At 62.7% G+C, this 19397-nt stretch carries 15 protein-coding genes; 13 read left to right on the forward strand and 2 right to left on the reverse strand.

Annotated features, from left to right (window positions below):
* The first annotated feature begins 396 nt into the window (after positions 1 to 396).
* From B3I26_RS08090 to B3I26_RS08100, 3 genes are all read left to right on the forward strand, one after another.
* Positions 397 to 2523, forward strand: a complete 2127-nt coding sequence (locus B3I26_RS08090) for a TonB-dependent siderophore receptor (RefSeq protein ID WP_296257458.1) — start codon at positions 397 to 399, stop codon at positions 2521 to 2523.
* 175 nt (positions 2524 to 2698) lie between these two features.
* Positions 2699 to 3748, forward strand: coding sequence for a PstS family phosphate ABC transporter substrate-binding protein (locus tag B3I26_RS08095; protein ID WP_409522096.1), 1050 nt, complete (start codon positions 2699 to 2701; stop codon positions 3746 to 3748).
* The gene (locus B3I26_RS08100) at positions 3745 to 4758 is read left to right on the forward strand and encodes a PstS family phosphate ABC transporter substrate-binding protein (RefSeq protein ID WP_296256834.1); all 1014 of its coding nucleotides are present in this window, start codon (positions 3745 to 3747) and stop codon (positions 4756 to 4758) included. Before B3I26_RS08095 ends, B3I26_RS08100 begins: the two co-directional genes overlap by 4 nt.
* Before the next feature lie 713 nt (positions 4759 to 5471).
* Here the strand turns inward: B3I26_RS08100 and qhpR are convergent.
* The gene (gene qhpR / locus B3I26_RS08105; RefSeq protein ID WP_296256836.1) at positions 5472 to 6539 is read right to left on the reverse strand and encodes an AraC-like transcriptional regulator QhpR; all 1068 of its coding nucleotides are present in this window, start codon (positions 6537 to 6539) and stop codon (positions 5472 to 5474) included.
* 491 nt (positions 6540 to 7030) lie between these two features.
* Here qhpR and eat point away from each other — a divergent pair, with 491 nt between their 5' ends.
* From eat to eutC, 3 genes are read left to right on the forward strand one after another with little or no spacing between them, the layout of a single operon-like run.
* The gene (gene eat / locus B3I26_RS08110) at positions 7031 to 8383 is read left to right on the forward strand and encodes an ethanolamine permease (protein WP_296256837.1); all 1353 of its coding nucleotides are present in this window, start codon (positions 7031 to 7033) and stop codon (positions 8381 to 8383) included.
* 30 nt (positions 8384 to 8413) lie between these two features.
* Entirely contained in the window at positions 8414 to 9805 is a 1392-nt protein-coding gene (locus B3I26_RS08115) for an ethanolamine ammonia-lyase subunit EutB (RefSeq protein ID WP_296256839.1), read from the forward strand.
* Between the two features lie 9 nt (positions 9806 to 9814).
* Positions 9815 to 10636, forward strand: a complete 822-nt coding sequence (gene eutC / locus B3I26_RS08120) for an ethanolamine ammonia-lyase subunit EutC (protein ID WP_296256841.1) — start codon at positions 9815 to 9817, stop codon at positions 10634 to 10636.
* A gap of 45 nt (positions 10637 to 10681) precedes the next feature.
* Here the strand turns inward: eutC and B3I26_RS08125 are convergent, their stop codons facing one another.
* The gene (locus B3I26_RS08125; RefSeq protein WP_296256842.1) at positions 10682 to 11932 is read right to left on the reverse strand and encodes an MFS transporter; all 1251 of its coding nucleotides are present in this window, start codon (positions 11930 to 11932) and stop codon (positions 10682 to 10684) included.
* Between the two features lie 73 nt (positions 11933 to 12005).
* Between B3I26_RS08125 and B3I26_RS08130 the strand changes: the two genes are divergently transcribed.
* The 7 genes from B3I26_RS08130 to B3I26_RS08160 all read left to right on the forward strand — a co-directional run bounded on the left by B3I26_RS08130 (position 12006) and on the right by B3I26_RS08160 (position 19389).
* Entirely contained in the window at positions 12006 to 12716 is a 711-nt protein-coding gene (locus B3I26_RS08130) for an ArsR/SmtB family transcription factor (RefSeq protein WP_296256844.1), read from the forward strand.
* A 168-nt stretch (positions 12717 to 12884) separates the two neighbouring features.
* Positions 12885 to 13835 carry a LysR family transcriptional regulator gene (locus B3I26_RS08135; protein ID WP_296256845.1) on the forward strand — a complete coding sequence of 317 codons (951 nt, stop codon included), beginning with the start codon at positions 12885 to 12887 and terminating at the stop codon, positions 13833 to 13835.
* Between the two features lie 204 nt (positions 13836 to 14039).
* The gene (locus tag B3I26_RS08140) at positions 14040 to 15500 is read left to right on the forward strand and encodes an FAD-dependent oxidoreductase (protein ID WP_296256847.1); all 1461 of its coding nucleotides are present in this window, start codon (positions 14040 to 14042) and stop codon (positions 15498 to 15500) included.
* Positions 15497 to 16471 (forward strand): ABC transporter permease, encoded by a 975-nt coding sequence (locus tag B3I26_RS08145; RefSeq protein WP_296256849.1) that lies wholly within the window; start codon positions 15497 to 15499, stop codon positions 16469 to 16471. Before B3I26_RS08140 ends, B3I26_RS08145 begins: the two co-directional genes overlap by 4 nt.
* Positions 16468 to 17388 (forward strand): ABC transporter permease, encoded by a 921-nt coding sequence (locus tag B3I26_RS08150; RefSeq protein ID WP_296256851.1) that lies wholly within the window; start codon positions 16468 to 16470, stop codon positions 17386 to 17388. Before B3I26_RS08145 ends, B3I26_RS08150 begins: the two co-directional genes overlap by 4 nt.
* Positions 17385 to 18386: an ABC transporter ATP-binding protein gene (locus B3I26_RS08155; protein ID WP_296256853.1), complete on the forward strand. Its 1002-nt coding sequence runs from the start codon at positions 17385 to 17387 to the stop codon at positions 18384 to 18386. The genes B3I26_RS08150 and B3I26_RS08155 overlap by 4 nt, the downstream gene beginning before the upstream one ends.
* Complete coding sequence (locus B3I26_RS08160) at positions 18376 to 19389, forward strand: ABC transporter ATP-binding protein (RefSeq protein WP_296256855.1); 1014 nt, start codon at positions 18376 to 18378, stop codon at positions 19387 to 19389. The genes B3I26_RS08155 and B3I26_RS08160 overlap by 11 nt, the downstream gene beginning before the upstream one ends.
* The last annotated feature ends 8 nt before the right edge of the window (positions 19390 to 19397 follow it).

Below are 19397 nucleotides of genomic sequence, written 5' to 3' on the forward strand. Positions count from 1 at the left end.
AAGGCCGCCAACAGCAAGGTGGAGCAATCTCCCCCTTCGGTTTTTACCGGACACTAGTGACGGAGGGCGTGGTAACGATCAGCTAGAGACACAAGCTGCTGGGGCTGTGCGACAGCCGCAAAGGCGGTGGGTCAGACCGTACCTCCATCAATGGCCCAACGCCTTCGCTGCCGTCGTAACTCCTACAGGTTTCGCGGCGCTTGCCAGGTGCGCGGCAGCCTTGGGCTCAAATATTTTTAAAAATCATGTGAGGTAAATCCCGCTGACATCCGTGTAGTGAGAATCAGATTCGTTTCGCAACGAGCCCCTCACTACTCGACACCTCAGGTTTACCCGTTCATGACAGTTCAATCCGGTTTTCGTGTGTCTGCTTTTCCCGCTCTTCGACCCGCCGCCCTGCTGGGGATGTGCTCGGTGACGGCAGTGCTGTGTTCGCTTGGCATGAGTGCACTGGCTAGCGCCGAAGAGGTGCAACTGGACGCCGTCAATATCGATGCCGATGCCCAGGGCGAAATCAGCGAAACCGAGCACAGCCGCACCCGCTATCAGGCGCGTAAGGCTTCGGTCGCCACCCGCACCGAGACCCCGCTGGTGGAGGTGCCGCAGACCGTGAACGTGGTCACCAATCGGGTCATCGAAGATCGTCAGCCCAATAGCCTGGACGAGGCGATCAACGCGGTCAGCGGGGTCAAGCAGGGCAACACCCTGGGCGGCACCCAGGACGCGATCCAGAAGCGCGGTTTTGGCACCAACCGCGACAACTCGATCATGCGCGACGGCATGCAGTCGGTGCAGGCGCGCAACTTCACGCCCACCACCGAGCGCATAGAGGTGCTCAAGGGCCCTTCGTCGATGCTCTACGGCGTTCAGGACCCGGGCGGAGTGATCAACGTCGTCACCAAGAAGCCGCAACTGGTCGACGCCCATTCCATCTCCGCGTTCGGCACCAGCTTCGGCGGCGGTGGCGAGCAGATTGACCTGACCGGCCCGATCGGCACTAACGGCTTGGCCTATCGCCTCATCGCCGACAAGCAGAACTACGATTACTGGCGCAACTTCGGCAGCATCGACCAATCGGTGATCGCGCCGTCGCTGGCCTGGTATGGCGATGACACCACGGTTTCCGTGGCCTACGAGCACATGGAGTACTCGGTGCCGTTCGACCGTGGCACGCAGATCAACACCAAGACCGGCAAGGTGCTGGACATCCCGCGCACCCGTCGTCTGGACGAGCCGTTCAACGTCACCACCGGGCGCTCAGATTCCCTCGATCTGCGCATGGATCACCGCCTGAACGACACCTGGACCCTGCGCACCGGTTACGCCTATAGCCGCAATTATTACAACGACTACCAATCGCGTTTCATCTCGGCCAACTACACCACCGGCGCGGTGACCCGCCGTGGCGATGCCACCCGCGATGCAGTGCAGTTCGCTCACACCGCCACGGTCAACATGCTCGGTGACCTGTACTGGGGCGAGGTGCGGCATGAAGTGCTGTTCGGTGCCGACTACATGAAAAACGATCGTGAGTTGGGCGACCTGTACCGCAGCGCCAACAAGGTGGATTTCAACTACAACACGCCGGTCTATGGCGCCACGGCCCAGCCGAGTACGGTGAGTGCGGCAAACAGCGACCAGACCGATCACCTGCGCACCCACGCGTTCTTTGTGCAGGATGCGATTCACCTGAACGACCAGTGGATTTTCCAGGCGGGCCTGCGTTACGACGCGTTCGATGAATTGACGGGCAAAGGACGACCCTTCGTGGTCGGCGCCGATGTCAAGGACAGCAAAGTAGTGCCCCGCGTCGGCCTGGTTTACCTGATTCAGCCGGACTGGTCGGTGTACGGCAGCTACACCGAGTCGTTCCGCCCAAACACCTCGATTGCCTCACCGATTGGCGATTTGCCACCGGAAGAAGGCAAATCCTACGAGATCGGCACCAAGTTCCAGAATGATGCGATCACCGCCACGGTGGCGCTGTTCAACATCGACAAGAAAAACGTTCAGACCAGCGAGCCCTGCGGCACCGAGACCTGCACCCGGGTCTCCGGGGAAGTGCGCTCGCGAGGGCTGGAAGCTGACATCACCGGTCAGCTCGACGAGTTCTGGAGCATCACCGGCAGCTATGCCTACACCGACACCAAGGTGCTGCAAGACCCGATTCTCAAAGGCCAGCCGCTCGATGGCGTGTCCAAGCACACCGGCGCCGTGTACCTGACCCGCGATTTCGGCCAGGTCGGCGTGGGTGATCTGCGCGCCGGTGCCGGTGCGCGTTTCGCCAGCCGTTGGGGGGTCAACAATGGTACCGGGACCGAGTATTACCTGCCGTCCTCGAAGGTCGCCGATGCCTTTGTCTCCTACAAGATGAGGCTGGATGAGCGCGACCTGACGTTGCAACTGAACCTGAAAAACATGTTTGACGAGAAGTATTACACCTCGTCCAGCGGCCTGGGTTCGCCAGCCATAGCCATTGGTGAACCACGCCAACTGGTGGCGCGGGCGAAGCTGGAGTTTTGATGTGTGCGTTTTCAGGCGTAGGAGGCGGTGGGGTTCAGGCCGCAGGCCCTGGCTGTCGCTTGCCGAAGGTGGCATTGCCGAGCGTGCAGCCGCCGACGAGCCGGGCTGCTACAGGGTTTGCGCATGCCGCAGACCTGCCGTTCGCCACCGATTTTCACTAGGAAAAGGATTCGCTATGACTGGTCGCACCTTCACCCTTCGCGCAATGGCGTTGATAACCGGGCTGTCGCTGGGTTCGGTCGCACTCGCCGGGCCCTTCATTGACCCGGCGCTGGCGGATTACACCGCGCAACCGGCACGCCCGTTCGCTGACGCCCGTTTCGTCGACAAGGACGGCGCATTTCGCATCGCGGGCGCCGATCATGTGGACTTCATCGTCAAGCGTTTCAACGCCGCGCTGGTAGACCTGCACCCTGACTGGCGCTTTCGAATCGAGTCCAAAGGCACCACCAGCGCCGTACCGTTGCTGACCCATGGCGTCACGATGTTCGGTGCCATGGGCCGGGCGATCAACCCGCTTGAAACCAGCGCCTACAGCAAGATCGTCGGCAGCGCCCCGCTGGAAATCCGCATCGCCTACGCCAGTGACGACACCTCGCAGCATCTGGCAACGTCCTTGGCGGCCTACGTCAACCGCGCCAATCCCATCGACACCCTGAGCATCGAGCAAATCAACCGTACCCTGACCATTGGCCATCCCAAGGGCGATTTTTCCCGCTGGGGGCAGTTGGGCCTCAAGGGCGAGTGGGCCGAGCGGGCGATCCACCCCTACGGCACGCCTGAGTTCACCGGATTCGGCACCTACATGCAGAAGGATCAATTGAACGGTCTGCCGCTTGCGCCCAACTACGAAGCTTATGGCAAGACCGAGCTGATCCTCGAACGCCTGGCGGCTGACCCGGCGGGCATCGGCATTGCCGCCATCGGCCTGGAGAATGCGCGAATCAAGCAGCTCGGCATCCTCGATCCGCACACCGGCCGGATCACCACCGGCACTCCCGCGCAAGTCGCCGACGGCAGCTACCCCTATGGCCGCTATCTGTACTTCTACGTGCGTCGCGAGCCAGGCAAGACCATCGACCCGCTGGTGCGCGAATACCTGCGGTTCGTGCTATCGCGTCAGGGGCAAACGCTGATCGCCAGCCAGCCAAAGGGCTATCTGCCATTGACGGCCAAAGACGCCCGTACGGAACTGGCCAAACTCGACGAGGTGGCGCCGCAATGAAAACTTCCAGCATCAAATACGCCTTCGGTGCGCTGACCGTGTTGGCCGTCAGTCTGTCGGTCAACGCGCAAACCCTCACGCCACCGACCGACGCGCCGTACCTGACCTCAGATGGCGCCATCGCCGTCATTGGCAACGACGGCATGGGCGACCTGATGAACACGCTCAACGCGCTGTTCACTGAGCAGCACCCGGGGTTCAAGTTTGCGCTGACAGCCAAAGGTTCGTCGGTGGGCATCCCGGCCCTCACGGCCGACGCCACGGCCATCGCACCGCTGTCCCGCGAAGCGTGGCTGGGCGATGTGCATGGCTTCGAGCAGGTCAAGGGCTACGCGCCGCTGGACATCCGTATCGGTTATTCGGGTTTCGGCCCGCGCCCGCCGCACAAAACGCCGCCTGCGGCCTACGTCAATGCGGCCAACCCGTTACCCGGCCTGACCCTGCAGGATCTGGCGCGGATTGTCACCACCGGCCAGCCTGAGGGCGACCTCAATACCTGGGGGCAACTCGGCGTCGGGGCACGGTCGGCACGGCGTATTCACGTTTACGGCCTGCGCGACGATGGCGGATTTGCCACCAATCTGCGCATGGACAAGCTCGGCGGCAAGCCCTTCAGCGCCAAGTACGAAGCGCTGAACAGTCGTGAAGAAGTGATCGAGGCCGTGGCCAACGACCCTTACGGCATCGGCCTGACGGGATGGGTCGACGCCAGCAGGACCGCCCGAAACGTACGCGTGCTGCCGCTGGCGAGCAAGGCAGGCGAGCCGTTCAGATCACCGGACTACAAGACCGTGGCAGCGGGAGCTTATCCGTTGTCGGCCTTTTTGCATCTGTACATCGACAACCCGCCAGGCCGAAAACTGCCGCCGTTCCTCAAGGAGTACCTGCGCCTGGCGCTGTCCGACGAAGGCCAGAAAACGCTGCGTGAACAGCGCGACAGCGCGCAAGGCTATGTGCCGCTCAGCGCAACGGATTTGCAGGCCGAGCGCCGGAAGGTCGAGGGGTTGTAGCCCGGCCAATGGTTTGACTCTGCCGAAGGCTCCTACGCCCTTCGGGCAGAATCAAAAGCGTTGATTGCGCAGGCGACGGCATTAACGAGTGCGGCAGCGTCGTTTGATGAGTCAGCGGTCGCGCTTTTTCACTCGCCGTTTATCAAGGATTACCTGCACTGGGCGCTGTGCAGCGAAGGCCAGAAAGCGTTGCGTGAACAGCGTGACATCAAGGAAGGCCGGGTGCCGCGTAGTGCAACGGATTTGCAGGTCCAACGGCGAAACGGCGAAAGGGCGAAGGGTAGAAGGGTAGAAGGGTAAAAGGGTTACAGGCCGGCGATTGCTTTTGATTCTGCCGAAGGCGTAGGAGCCCTGCTTGCAGGCGATCTGCCGGGGACCGGCAGCAAATTCAGGCACCTCGGGCATCCCTGACACACCGCGTTCTGAGGTTCTACTGCCGGTTCCCGGCAGATCGCCTGCAAGCAAGGCTCCTACGCCCTCCGGGCAGAAGCAGATTGCGAGCAAGCAAGGCGCCCTTCGGTCAGAGGCAGATCAGAGATGCATTGGTGCGTTTTTGATTCTGGCCGCAGGCCGTAGCAGATGCCGGGTTGGCGCTCTACTTCAACGGTCTGCCGGCGGTCAGCCCGGTGGGCGCGGCACATTGGGCAGCACCGGGTCGCCGATTTTGCTGACGCTTCATGCCGAATCGTGGCCCGCGTGCCCTCCCGACCACATCAAAGGCAGCCTTTTGCGCTGCGCCACTGCTTCGGGCTGACGCCAAACCAGCGTTTGAACGCGCGGGAGAAAGCGCTGGTTTCCGAGTAGCCGAGCATCGAGGCCAGTTGGGTGATGCTCAATCTCTGTTGCTTTAAGTGGGCAAGGGCCGATTGCTGACGAATCTGGTCGACCAGTTGCGTGAAGCTCAAACCATGGTCGCGCAGCTTGCGTTGCAGGGCCCACTCGGACAGGCCCAGATGATGAGCAATCTGCTCCAGCACCGGTTCGCCCAGATGGAGGCTGGCGACGATGATCTGACGGGCGCGGTCGAGCAGGCCGGTTTCACTGTCAAGGCCGCTGCCGTTCTCACCCAACTGGCGGATCGCGTCCTTGATCAGCATCAGCAGGATCGGGTCGCTGCCGGGCATGACCTTGTCGACCACATCGCATTTGGGGATCAGCAGGGAATTGCAGCCTTGCGCGAATTGCACCTCTGCCTGGAACACGTCGTGGTGTTCGTGCCAGTCCTGCGGCTTGGCATGTTCGAAGGCAACCTGCCGCGGTGCCCAGTCGGGGCCGAGTACGTGACGTACAAGGTTTAGCGCCATGCCCATGGTCAGCTCGGCATCCTGACGGCGTTCGTTGATCGCGCCGTGGCGTACCTGATAGTCGAAGCGGTAACACTCGCCCACATCCATCAGCTCGATCAGCGTGCTGTGCTGGTGGAAGGGGAATGCGGCGCAGAAGTTGATCAGCGCGTCTTCCAGCGTCGGCGAGCACAGGCCGATATAGCCCAGTAAACCCAGGGCCTGGGGTTGAAACTGTTGACCGTAGCGCAGGCCGAAATTGTCGCAACCGGTCTGCCGCGCTGCTTCTTCCAGCACTTGGCAGTAACTTGTCAGGGGCAGGCTCAGGGTTGGGTGCAGCAACTGCTCGGGATCGATGCCGGAGCGGCCGAAGACTCGATCCAGGTCGCCGCCGTGCTGCAGGATGAAGCCGTCCAGACCGTTGGCAGCAGCCGACAATACACCGCGGTTGCTGGCGGCATTGCTGGGAACCGCGCTGGGGAGGAGGGTCTGAAGCATCGGGGTAAACGGCCTTAACGGTCTGTATGAATTTCATTCAAGCAAATGTCATACCTTTTTCCGGCGAAGACTCCTCGGTGATCGGCCGTGGCGCCACTCGCTGCTAGAACCTGTGGGCGCGAGCTTGCGCGCGAATGCTCTAGCACAGGCCCTGATGAAGTGTCAGATGGACGAACCTCTTGCTGAGCAGATTCACTCCCCCAGATGATGCGTCGTCAAAAAGGGGCCAGGGCGCGCAACGCATTTGCTACTCAATGACTCACTCGGCCAGCGCAGCATTTGATGCCGGGATGCCAAGCGGCCTCATTCATGACCCGTAATAACGCATGTTTTCCGATCCGTGCGCCAGCATCGCGCACCACGTGCCGACATGCGCAAAACTTGACCGCACAGGACAAACCACGCTTTGCACAGTCAAGCCTTAACCGCAATGCGGTGGCTATGCTCGACCTCAGGCAAATACCGTCGCTTGGCTACCGGGGTGCACACACATGACCGTTTCACAACTCAAACCGACATTGGGAACCCTGCACTTGTGGGGGCTGGCCGTGGGCCTGGTGATTTCCGGCGAGTACTTCGGCTGGAGTTATGGCTGGGGCACCGCAGGGACGCTGGGCTTTCTGGTGACCACGCTGATGGTGGCGGTGATGTACACCTGCTTCATCTTCAGCTTCACCGAACTGACCACTGCCATCCCCAACGCGGGGGGGCCGTTTGCCTATAGCCTGCGTGCTTTCGGTGTGAGGGGCGGGATGATCGCCGGTCTTGCGACGTTGATCGAATTCGTCTTCGCGCCACCGGCGATCGCCATGGCCATTGGCGCCTACCTCAACGTGCAATTCCCCTCACTTGACCCGCGCGTCGCGGCCATCGGCGCGTACATCGTGTTCATGACCCTGAACATCCTCGGCGTCAGCATTGCCGCGACATTCGAGCTGGTGGTCACGGTGCTGGCCGTCGCCGAACTGCTGGTGTTCATGGGTGTGGTGGCACCGGGCTTTAGCTTCAGCAACTTCGTGCTGGGCGGCTGGGCCGGTTCCGACACCTTCAGCCTGCCTGCGATCAGCGGCATCTTCGCGGCGATTCCGTTCGCCATCTGGTTTTTCCTCGCCATCGAAGGCGCCGCCATGGCCGCTGAAGAAGCCAAGGACCCGAAACGCACCATTCCCCGCGCTTACGTGGCGGGCATTCTGACCCTTGTGGTGCTGGCGATTGGCGTGATGATCTTCGCCGGTGGCGTTGGCGACTGGCGTGCGCTGGCCAACATCAACGACCCGTTGCCACAGGCAATGAAAGCCGTCGTGGGTAACAATTCCAATTGGATGCACATGCTGGTGTGGATCGGCCTGTTCGGGCTGGTAGCAAGTTTTCACGGCATCATCCTTGGCTACTCCCGTCAGTTCTTCGCCTTGGCGCGGGCAGGTTTCCTGCCGCCGAGCCTGGCCAAACTGTCGCGCTTCCAGACCCCGCACCGCGCGATCATTGCCGGTGGCGTCATAGGCATCGCGGCGATCCTCAGTGATGGCCTGATCAACCTGCAGGGCATGACCCTGACCGCCGCGATGATCACCATGTCGGTATTCGGGGCTATCGTGATGTACATCGTCAGCATGCTCAGTCTGTTCAAACTGCGCCGCAGCGAGCCGAACCTTGAGCGCAGCTTCCGCGCCCCGGGCTATCCGATCGTGCCGGGCATCGCTCTGGTGCTGGCGGTGGTCTGCCTGATAGCGATGGTCTGGTTCAATCTGCTGATCTGCGGCATCTTTGTTTGCCTGATGGCGGTGGGTGCGCTGTTCTGCAAGGTGGTACGCAGTCGCGGTCCGGTGGTCGCAGTCGCCGGTTAATCAACGGGATCGAGAGAAGGAAGGTTGTCCATGAGTTTCGCCCACAGCATCGGTGGCATGGTCTGGCGGTTCGACAGCCTGCGGGAGCTCATGGCCAAGGCCAGTCCCGCTCGCTCCGGCGATTTCCTGGCCGAGGTCGCCGCCAGCAGTGATGCCGAGCGCGCGGCGGCGCAAATGGCCTTGGCCAACGTGCCGCTCAAGCGTTTTCTCGACGAGGTATTGATTCCCTACGAAGAGGATGAGGTCACGCGGCTGATCGTCGATAGCCATGATCGTGCCGCCTTCAGCACGGTCAGCCATCTGACCGTCGGCGGTTTCCGTGACTGGCTTCTGGGCGACGACGCCACCGAGGCCAGCCTCAAGGCCCTGGCGCCGGGGCTGACCCCGGAAATGGCCGCCGCAGTGTCGAAAATCATGCGCGTGCAGGATCTGGTACTGGTGTCGCAGAAGATCCGCGTGGTGACGCGCTTTCGCAACACCGTGGGCCTGCGCGGACGCATGTCGACGCGCCTGCAACCCAACCACCCCACCGATGATCCCGCGGGCATTGCCGCCAGCGTCCTCGACGGTCTGCTCTACGGTAACGGCGACGCCATGATCGGTATCAACCCGGCCACCGACAGCATCAGCGCCATCAGCGAATTGCTGAAGATGCTCGACGGCGTCATCCGTCATTACGACATTCCCACCCAGGCCTGCGTGCTGACCCATGTCACCTCGTCGGTGGCGGCCATTGAAAAAGGCGTGCCGGTTGACCTGGTGTTTCAGTCCATCACCGGCACTGAGCAGGCCAACAGCAGCTTCGGCATCAGCCTGGAGGTTCTGCGCGAAGGCTATGAAGCGGGCCTGAGCCTGAATCGCGGGCCGCTGGGCCGCAACCTGATGTACTTCGAAACCGGTCAGGGCAGTGCGCTGTCGGCCAACGCCCATCACGGCGTCGATCAGCAGACCTGTGAAGCCCGCGCCTACGCCGTAGCGCGGCATTTCAATCCGTTTCTGGTCAACACCGTGGTCGGCTTCATCGGCCCGGAATACCTGTACAACGGCAAGCAGATCATCCGCGCGGGCCTGGAAGACCATTTCTGCGGCAAGCTGCTGGGCGTGCCCATGGGCTGCGACATCTGCTACACCAACCACGCCGAAGCCGATCAGGACGATATGGACGTGCTGCTGACCCTGCTCGGGGTGGCGGGAATCAATTTCATCATGGGCATTCCCGGTTCTGACGACGTGATGCTCAACTACCAGACCACTTCGTTTCACGACGCCCTGTACGCGCGCAAGACCCTTGGGCTGCGTCCGGCCCCGGAGTTCGACGCGTGGCTGACGCGCATGGACATTCTGCGTCAGGACGACGGCGGCGTGCGGTTGGGGCAGGGGGTGCCGCCGCTCTTCCGCCAGGCACTGGCGCAGTTGAAATGAGGACGGGCGATGAGTGATGACCACAGCAAAACACCGGCCCAGGTCGATGCCTGGCGCCAGTTGCGTTCGCTGACCTCGGCGCGCATCGCGTTGGGTCATGCCGGGACCAGCCTGCCGACCACTGCGCAACTGGATTTCCAGTATGCCCATGCGCAGGCCCGGGACGCGGTGCATCTGCCCTTCGATCATGCAGCGTTGAGTGAGCAACTGGCGGGCCGCCAGCGCGAAACCCTCACCCTCCACAGCTCGGCGCCTGATCGCAATACCTACCTGCAACGGCCTGATCTGGGGCGGCGTTTGTCGCAGGAATCGGTTGTGCAATTGCGCGATTACGCCCAGGCCCATGCCAACGGTTTTGATCTGGCGGTGGTGGTCGCCGACGGTTTGTCTTCACTGGCGGTGCAGCGCCATAGCCCGGCGATGCTCGAGCGCATCGATCAGTTGGCAGCGGCCGAAGGTTGGAGCGTGGCACCGGTGGTGCTGGTGGAGCAGGGCCGGGTTGCGGTGGCCGATGAAGTCGCCGAGCTGCTCAAATGCCGCATGGTGGTGATCCTCATCGGCGAACGCCCCGGCCTCAGCTCGCCGGACAGCCTGGGCCTGTACTTCACCTTCGCTCCCCGCGTGGGCTTGAACGACGCGGCCCGTAACTGCATCTCCAATGTGCGGCTCGAGGGCATGAGTTATGCGATGGCCGCGCACAAGTTGCTGTACCTGACGCGCGAGGCCTGGCGTCGACAATTGTCGGGGGTCAGCCTCAAGGATGAAGCGCATGTGCCCGTGCTGGAAGCAGGTGAAGAGGCCCGGCCCGGGAATTTCCTCATCGGCGGGTGACGAATCTGATAGCAACTGTCCACCGCGCTGCCAGACGGGTGAGCATCAGGCGCGCCGGGTCATACCCGGTGCATGGGCCGGGGCTGTGCGTCCCAGATGCAGGGCAACTATAGCCATTCCCTGAAGTCCGCCTGCTATCGCCAGTACCCCTAACTCACCGTGGCCACCCTCAACCAGCGTTTCAACGCTGCCGAAGAATGCCGGGGCGAACGCGTAGCAGCCCTGGGCAATGGCGACGATCAAGGTCACCACGCCAATGACCTGCTGGCGAGGAAACTCCGACTGGGCAATGAGCGGCGGCAACGAGGTGGCGTTGCCGATGCCCAGGCCGAACAGCATCATGCCGGGCCACAGCAACACCGGGCTTAAGCTGATCCCCATCAGTGTCAGGCAGCCCAGCAACTGGCAGCCATAGCTGACGCAGGCAGCGGTGCGGCGGTCGGTGGTCGGCGACATCAACCGGCCGGACAACAGCCTGCCGGCGATGGCGCTCGCGGTTGCCAGGCCTATCGCCAGCCCGGCCTGTGCTTCAGTGATGTGACCCACCAGCAACACGAACAACTGGCTGATCAGGCCGATCTGCGCGAACAGCCCGAGAGACATCGCCATCGACAACGTCAGAAACTGCCGATTACCTCGCAACGGTATTGCTGAACCGTGCGGCGCTTGTACCGTTTGCGGCAGTGCCCCCGATGCGCCGTCAGGATGCTGCCCAAGCTGCCCCGGCTGAACGCTGAATACCTTCCAGCACAGCGTCGCAATGATCGTGATGCTCACAATCCCCACGCCGATGGCCGACCGCTGAAAGCCGAACTGGTTGATCATCCACACCCAGGCCGATGAAAACACCACACCGCCGATGCTTGCGCCGTTATAGGCCATTGCCAGCGCGGCTGGACGCTTGCTGACGAACCATGGGGCAATAATTGCATTGACCGCTGCGGCGCCCATCGTCACCCAGCCGAACCCGCTGAGTAAGGCCGCAACGAACAACTGATAAGGCTGATCGGCAATTGACCAGCCATAGACGCCCAAAGCCAGCACGATGGCCCCGGTGACGGTGGTCCGAGGCAGACCGACACGCCGATAAAGGGCCGGCAACTTCACCACGATCACGGTGCCGGCCAGAAAATGCACCGTTACCGCAGCCGAGCACATCGCCAGGGGCCAGCCGGTCCGTTGCATCACCGCGTACAGGAAAATCGGCGGCCCATAGAAGCCGATGCCCCAGCCGAAGGCCGCCATCACGAACGTTGCAGCCACCACCTTGCGGCCAAAAAAACTCGGTTGACTCATGGGTATTTCTCTTTGAAGGGTTTGGCGGCAGTATGGCGAGCCTCTACGCGGACACTTCGGGAATGGCTGAACCATGGATGCAGACGTTGCGGATCTTTCACTGGCGGCGGTGGCCGGGGCGATTGCCGACCCTGCGCGTTCGCGCATGCTCTGCGCGCTGCTGGACGGCTGTGCCCGCACGGCCACCGAACTGGCCGCTTTGGCCGACATAGGTGCGTCGACCGCCAGCGGCCACTTCGCGCGCCTGCGCGAGCAAGGGTTGGTGCAGATGCACGTGCAAGGACGCCATCGTTACTACCGGCTGGCCAATGCCCAAGTGGCATGTGCGCTGGAAGCGTTGCTGTCGATCGGCGACCGCAGCGCGGCGCCGTTCAGGCCCAGCACCCCCTCTGCGCTGAAACACGCCCGGACCTGTTACGACCATTGCGCCGGCGAAATTGCCGTGCGCCTGCATGACGCGCTGCTGGGCGGCGGCGCCATCGAGCTCAGCGGCAAGGATTACAGGCTGACCGACCAAGGTGCAGATCTGCTGAACAGCCTGGGGATCGACGTTGACGCCGTAGCCCAGCAGCGACGGCGTCTGGCCTACCCCTGCATGGATTGGAGCGAGCGCGCGCCGCACATCGGCGGTGCGTTGGGCGCGGCGTTGCTTGAGCTGATGCTCAAGCGCGGCTGGGTCACGCGCCATCTGGATTCCAGAGCGCTCAGCGTGACTCCCAAAGGTACAACGAGCCTTGCGAAAACCTTCGCGCTGCGCCGCTCGATCACGCTCGCCGCCCAGTGAGCGCAGGCCCTGCAGGTTTCGCAGGTGTGGGGGCACCCGAATCAACGTGCAGAGTCAGCCAACCGATTGCTGCGAGCGTCAGGTCGACGACTGCGTGTAGACTTTCGCCCGACCAACGGGACCGCGCAGCGCTGCTCCCTCCGTTTCTGATTTAGGTAAGGCGTACTTATGGATCTGCGTCAGCTGGAAGCTTTTGCCGCTGTGATGTCGGCGGGCAGCGTGACTGCTGCGGGGAAAATGCTTGGCCGCTCTCAACCGTCGGTGACGCGGGTCATTCAGGAGCTTGAGCAGGAACTGGGTTTTGCGTTGTTCGAGCGCAGTGGGCCGAAGGTCACCCCGACGCACAAGGCTTTCATGATGTATGGCGAGGTCGAAAGCGCGCTGCTGGGGGTTCGCAATATCCGTCAGCGTGCGCAGCACATCGCGCAGGAGGAAAACCATCAGATCAAGCTGGTGGCGATCTCCGCGCTGGCGTTAGGCCTGTTACCCAGCGCTCTGTCGCGCCTGCCGGATAACCTGCGCCCGCAGCAGATCCAACTGCAGAGCATGTCGCCGGAGAATGTGGTGCAGGCGGTGCTCACCAAAACCATGGACCTGGGCGCGGTCAGCCTGCCACTGGAACACCGGGGCCTGGACATCCACTGGATCGGTGAAGCGCCCTGCGTCGCGGTCTTGCCCGCCGACTCGGCGCTGGCCGCCCATGCGGTGTTGTCCATGGAGCAACTGGTGGAGCAGACCCTGATCACCATGGCCAATCCCTATCGTTTCCGGCGGCGCATCGACAAGGCCTTTCACGATGCGGGCGGCACGGCGCCGCGCATGCTGGACACCAACACATCGTTGATCGCCATGCAGATGGCCAGGGTCGGGCTGGGCGTCGCGCTGGTCGATCCATTCACGGCCATGGGGGTGCCACTGGAAGGTGTCGTGGTACGGCCAATCGCCTGCAACATCCCGTTCTTCTTTGGTTTGATTTCTGCGTTCGCCAGCCCGCTGTCGGACGTAGCGCGGGCGCTGATCGAGGAGATCGCCAGCTCAGCCAGACGCTTGCTGCCGGAGATGGTGATGCATGAAGCCAGTGCCCACGACGCGCTGTTGCAGAGCATTTATGCCGAATAGCCTGGTGGTATTTCACTGCGCTAATTCCCTGTAGGAATATCAATATGCCTTTTTGCGCGTTGCGAGAATAAAAAGCGCCTTTTAGTATTCGGTTTCAGCATTCAAGGCCTTTATGAATTCAATTTTTGGAATTCTGGAACGCTTTTTGAAGTGATTAGAGTCCAGCGTTGAGCACTTCCCTCGACCGCACGCCGAGTACCCACTATGTCCGATGTAACTCCACCTGCTGGCCTCGAGGCTCTGGAGGCGCGCCTGCGCCAGGATCTGGCTTGGCTCGACTTGCCTGCCAGCCCGTGGGTCAAGCAGCGTCACAGCGAAGGCACTCCGGTGCTGGACGTGGCGATCATCGGCGGTGGCATGGCCGGTCTGGCGCTGGCGGCAGAGCTGCGTCATCTGGGGGTTGCTGCGGTGATTTTCGATCAGGCCCCTGCCGGTTTCGAAGGCCCTTGGGCGACCACCGCCCGCATGCAAACCCTGCGCTCGCCCAAACAGCTCACCGGTCCGGCCCTTGGCTTGCCTGCGCTGACCTTTCGCGCCTGGTTCGAGGCGCAGTTCGGCGCTGACGGCTGGGCTGCGCTGGACAAGATCCCTCGTCTGCAGTGGGCCGAATACTTGCGCTGGTATCGCAAAGTCCTCGCCTTGGATGTGCGCAATGAGCACCGCGTGGCCCGCGTTGCCCCGCGAGCGGACGGAATCGTGGAGCTGGACGTGCAAGCATCAGGGCAGACGCTCAATCTGCTGGCTCGGCATGTGGTTCTCGCCACGGGGCGCGACGGCCTCGGTGGCCCTTGGGTTCCGGCGGTTGCGCAGCAAGTGCCGCGTCATCTGTGGGCGCATTCGGCGCACGGTCTGCAAGACGACTGGTTCGAAGGCAAGCGGGTTGCCGTGATTGGCGGTGGGGCATCGGCAATGGACAGCGCTGCCACCGCGCTGGAGGCCGGTGCAACGCGCGTCGACCTGCTGATTCGCCGCGCCGAGCTGCCACGCATCAACAAAGGCAAGGGCGCCGGCAACCCCGGCATGACCCACGGCTACTGGCGCCTGCCCGATGCGTGGAAATGGCGCATTCGCAACTACCTCAATACCCAGCAAGTGCCGCCGCCCCGTGGCAGCACACTGCGTGTCTCGCGCTCGGGCAAAGCACGCTTTTTGCTGAATTCCCCGGTGCTGTCGTTGCAAGAAAATCCAGCCGGCGGAGTGTATCTGCAAACGCCCGGCGCACGCATCGAGGCGGACTTTGTGGTGTTCGCCACCGGCTTTCGTACCGACTTTGCGCTGCGTCCGGAGTTTGCCCCGTTCTCGTCGCAAATTCGTGTCTGGCGGGATCGTTTTCAGGCGCCTGCCGACGAAGCGGACGCCGAACTGGCTGAGCTTCCGGACCTGGGCAATGGTTTCGAATTTCAGGAGAAGACGCCCGGCGCCTGTCCGGGCCTGAACCATATCCACTGTTTCAGTTACCCGGCTGCGCTGAGCTACGGCGCGGTGTCCGGGGACATTCCGGCGATCAGCGAAGGCTCCAAACGCCTTGCTCATGCATTGGCCGGGCTGTTGTTCAACGAAGACATCGAGCAGCATTTCGAGGCGATGCGGCAATACGCCGACCCGGAACTGCTGGGCGATGAATGGGTAGCCAGCCAGCCGAGCGCCGACGAGTTGCGTACATGATCGGCTGGACAGTACGACGGCTGGTTCAATCGCTGCTGGTTATCCTGTTGATGACGCTGGTGGTGTTCATTGGCCTGAACGCCATCGGCAACCCGATGGACATTCTGGTGGGCGAGGACCTGAACCAGGCCGAACGCTTGCAGGCCATCGCTCACTTGGGGCTGGATAAACCCCTGTGGCAGCAATACCTGCTGTTTGTTCAAGGTGCGCTTCACGGCAACCTCGGCCAGAGCTTCGTCTATCACGAAGACGCCATGCGCCTGATTCTGCAGCGCCTGCCAGCGACGTTCGAGCTGGCGTTCAGCGCCCTGTTTCTGGCGGTGGTGATCGGCGTACCGCTGGGGATGTTTGCCGGGACCTACCCCGACCACCCGCTGTCGCGGCTGATGATGGCCAGCAGCATTGTGGGCTTTTCCCTGCCGGCGTTCTGGGTTGCGTTGATGATGATCATGCTGTTTTCGATCAAGCTCGGCTGGCTGCCGGCAAGCGGTCGTGGCGCTACGCGCGAACTGTTCGGTGTGCAGTGGTCCTGGCTGACCCTCGATGGATTGCAGCACCTGTTGCTGCCTGCGCTGAACCTGGCGCTGTTCAAGATCTCCCTGGTGCTGCGCCTGACCCGCGCCGGTGTGCGTGAGGTGCTGCCGCAGGAGTTCGTCAAGTTTGCCCGTGCCAAGGGCCTGTCGCCGATGCGGGTGATGTGCATGCACGTCATGCGCAACACCATGATTCCGGTGGTCACCGTGCTGGCCATGGAATTGGGCTCGACCATCGCCTATGCGGTGGTCACCGAAAGCATCTTTTCCTGGCCGGGCGCGGGCAAACTGATTCTGGACAGCATCAACACCCTGGATCGCCCGGTGGTCGTCGCTTATCTGATGGTGGTTGTGGTGATTTTCGTAGTCCTGAACCTGATCGTCGATGGCCTGTATTACCTGCTCGATCCCCGTGTACGTGTCGAGGCCAGCCGATGAATAGCGTTTCGAAAGCCGTGCCGGACGCTGTACGTCTGCAGGCTCAATCGCCCTGGCGGCGGGTCGCGGTCGAGTTCGTGAGTTCGCCCACTGCGGTGCTCGGTCTGCTGGTGCTATCGGCCATCGTGCTGGTCGCCGTACTGGCGCCGTGGATCGTGGTGCAGAACCCCTACGACCTGATGCAACTCAACGTGCTCGACGCGCGGCTCGCGCCAGGCAGCGTCAACATGGACAGCGGCTACACCTACTGGCTCGGCACTGACGGCCAGGGCCGCGATCTCGTCTCGGCGATCATGTACGGCCTGCGCATCAGCCTGTGGGTGGGTATCGGCTCGGCGCTGATCGCGGCGGTCATCGGCACGCTGCTGGGGCTGGTCTCGGCCTACGTCGGCGGCTGGCTCGATGCGCTGCTCATGCGTCTGGTGGACCTGCTGCTGTCCTTTCCGGTGATTCTCATGGCGCTGATGATCCTCGCCTGGCTGGGCAAGGGCGTGGGCAATGTCATGCTCACCCTGATCCTGCTGGAGTGGGCCTATTACGCTCGCACCGCGCGCGGCCAGGCGCTGACCGAAAGCCGCCGCGAATACGTTGATGCCGCGCGCGGGCAGGGCATCGGCCCATGGCGCATCGTGGTCGGCCACATCTTGCCCAATTGCTTGCCGCCGCTGATCGTCATCGGCGCACTGCAGATCGCCCGCGCCATTACCCTTGAGGCGACGCTGTCGTTCCTCGGGCTGGGGGTGCCGGTCACCGAACCCTCGCTGGGGCTGCTGATCGCCAACGGCTTTCAGTACATGCTCAGCAACGAATACTGGATCAGCCTGTTTCCGGGGCTGGCGCTGTTGATCACCATCGTCGCGATCAATCTGGTCGGCGACCGTCTGCGTGACGTTCTGAATCCGAGGTTGCAGCGATGAGCCTGCCTGAAGCGTCCGTTGCGACGGCGCCGACTCTTGACGTGCGCAATCTGTGCACCTCGTTCTACACCCGCGCCGGTGTGTTGCCTGCGGTGCGCGACGTGTCATTGCGCGTCCAGCCGGGACGCGTGCTGGGGCTGGTGGGCGAATCCGGGTCCGGCAAGTCGGTGACCGGCTTCTCGATTCTGGGACTGGTCGACGCGCCGGGGCGTATCAGTGGCGGGCAGGTGCTGTTCAAGGGCCGCGACCTCACCGGGCTTTCGCCTGCCCAGTTGCGCGACTTGCAGGGCAACCGCATCGCGATGATCTTTCAAGACCCGATGATGACCCTTAACCCGGTGCTGCGGGTCGACACGCAGATGATCGAAGCGGTGCGCGCCCATCGTCCGTTGAGCAAGCGCGAGGCCCGCGAGCATGCCGGACGCACCCTGGCGTTGATGGGTATTCCCAGCCCGGAAGAACGCCTGAGTGCCTATCCGCATCAGTTGTCCGGTGGCATGCGCCAACGGGTAGCCATCGCCATCGCCATGCTGCACTCGCCGGACCTGATCATTGCTGACGAGCCGACCACGGCGCTGGACGTGACTATTCAGGCGCAGATCCTCAGTGAAGTGCAGAAGCTGGTGCGCGAGCACGGCACTTCGTTGATTTGGATCACCCACGACCTGTCGGTGGTGGCGGGCCTGGCTGATGACGTGGCGGTGATGTACGCCGGACGCATCGTCGAGCAGGGCTCGGTGGCCGATGTGCTGGACCGTCCGCAGCACCCTTACACGCAAGGCTTGATCGACAGCCTGCCCAGCCGCAACCGCCGGGGCGAGCGCCTGCGGCAGATCCCCGGCATGGCGCCCGACCTGCTGTCGATGCCGATCGGTTGCGCGTTTGCGCCGCGTTGTTCGCGAGCCTCTGCACGTTGCGCCGAAGAGCCGCAGATGCGCGAGGTCGCGCCCGGCCAGACCGTTCGATGCTTTTACCCCGGAGCCGCCGATGCAATGTGAACAGATCCCGCTGATCGAGTTGGATCAGGTCAGCAAGACGTTCGGCAAGGTGCCGGCCGAGCACTCGGTGCAGCACCTGCTGCAACGCCTGCGACTGAGCAAACCCAAGCCTGTGACCCACGCGGTGGACCGGGTCGACCTGCGCATTCATCGCGGCGAGGTGGTGGGGTTGGTGGGCGAGTCGGGCTGCGGCAAGTCGACCCTCGGACGCATGGTGGCCGGGCTGTTGCCGGTTTCATCCGGCACCGCGTCAGTGGACGGCAGGCCTCTGGACACCCTCACCGCACAGGAGCGCCACGCGGTGCGTCTGAAAGTGCAAATGATCTTTCAGGACCCGTCGTCGAGCCTCAATCCACGGCTGCGGGTCGATCGCATCGTCGGCGAAGGCGCGCTGCTGCATGGCCTGACCGACAAGCGCGGCTTCGACGATTACGTCAGTGCCCAGTTGCAACGCGCCGGGCTGAGCCCACAGTTGCGCCAGCGTTATCCGCATCAATTCAGCGGCGGTCAGCGCCAGCGCATTGGCATCGCCCGCGCCCTGGCGGTGCAGCCTGAACTGCTGGTGTGCGATGAGTCGGTCGCTGCCTTGGACGTGTCGATTCAGGCGCAGATTCTCAACCTGTTCATGGACCTGCGCGACGAACTGGGCCTGACCTATCTGTTCATCAGCCACGACCTGGGCGTGGTCGAGCACCTGTGCGACCGGGTGGTGGTGATGTACCTGGGACGGGTGGTGGAAAGCGCCTCGGTCGATGATCTGTTTGCCCGCGCCAATCACCCCTATACCCAGGCGCTGCTGGCGCAGATCCCGCGTTTCGATGTTCGCAGTACCCGATATGACGCGATCAAAGGGGAAATCCCCAGTCCGCTGAACCCGCCCGCCGGGTGTCATTTTCACCCTCGCTGTCCGCACGCCACCGCGCGCTGCCGCGAAGAAGCCCCGGCGCTGAGGGAGGTTTCGCCCAACCACCTTAGTGCCTGTCATCTCAACGACTACCAATGAGCGAGCGC

It is taken from the genome of Pseudomonas sp. UBA5706 (assembly GCF_002419965.1).
Lineage (GTDB): Bacteria > Pseudomonadota > Gammaproteobacteria > Pseudomonadales > Pseudomonadaceae > Aquipseudomonas.

Bases quoted from the DNA above. Each gene is read 5' to 3' on its own strand.
- B3I26_RS08155 (WP_296256853.1), top strand. From the start codon at position 17,385: ATGAGCCTGCCTGAAGCGTCCGTTGCGACGGCGCCGACTCTTGACGTG.
- B3I26_RS08125 (WP_296256842.1), bottom strand. From the start codon at position 11,932: ATGAGTCAACCGAGTTTTTTTGGCCGCAAGGTGGTGGCTGCAACGTTC.
- qhpR (WP_296256836.1), bottom strand. From the start codon at position 6,539: ATGCTTCAGACCCTCCTCCCCAGCGCGGTTCCCAGCAATGCCGCCAGC.
- B3I26_RS08100 (WP_296256834.1), top strand. From the start codon at position 3,745: ATGAAAACTTCCAGCATCAAATACGCCTTCGGTGCGCTGACCGTGTTG.
- B3I26_RS08160 (WP_296256855.1), top strand. From the start codon at position 18,376: ATGCAATGTGAACAGATCCCGCTGATCGAGTTGGATCAGGTCAGCAAG.
- B3I26_RS08130 (WP_296256844.1), top strand. From the start codon at position 12,006: ATGGATGCAGACGTTGCGGATCTTTCACTGGCGGCGGTGGCCGGGGCG.
- B3I26_RS08115 (WP_296256839.1), top strand. From the start codon at position 8,414: ATGAGTTTCGCCCACAGCATCGGTGGCATGGTCTGGCGGTTCGACAGC.
- B3I26_RS08145 (WP_296256849.1), top strand. From the start codon at position 15,497: ATGATCGGCTGGACAGTACGACGGCTGGTTCAATCGCTGCTGGTTATC.
- B3I26_RS08140 (WP_296256847.1), top strand. From the start codon at position 14,040: ATGTCCGATGTAACTCCACCTGCTGGCCTCGAGGCTCTGGAGGCGCGC.
- B3I26_RS08135 (WP_296256845.1), top strand. From the start codon at position 12,885: ATGGATCTGCGTCAGCTGGAAGCTTTTGCCGCTGTGATGTCGGCGGGC.
- eutC (WP_296256841.1), top strand. From the start codon at position 9,815: ATGAGTGATGACCACAGCAAAACACCGGCCCAGGTCGATGCCTGGCGC.
- B3I26_RS08095 (WP_409522096.1), top strand. From the start codon at position 2,699: ATGACTGGTCGCACCTTCACCCTTCGCGCAATGGCGTTGATAACCGGG.
- eat (WP_296256837.1), top strand. From the start codon at position 7,031: ATGACCGTTTCACAACTCAAACCGACATTGGGAACCCTGCACTTGTGG.
- B3I26_RS08150 (WP_296256851.1), top strand. From the start codon at position 16,468: ATGAATAGCGTTTCGAAAGCCGTGCCGGACGCTGTACGTCTGCAGGCT.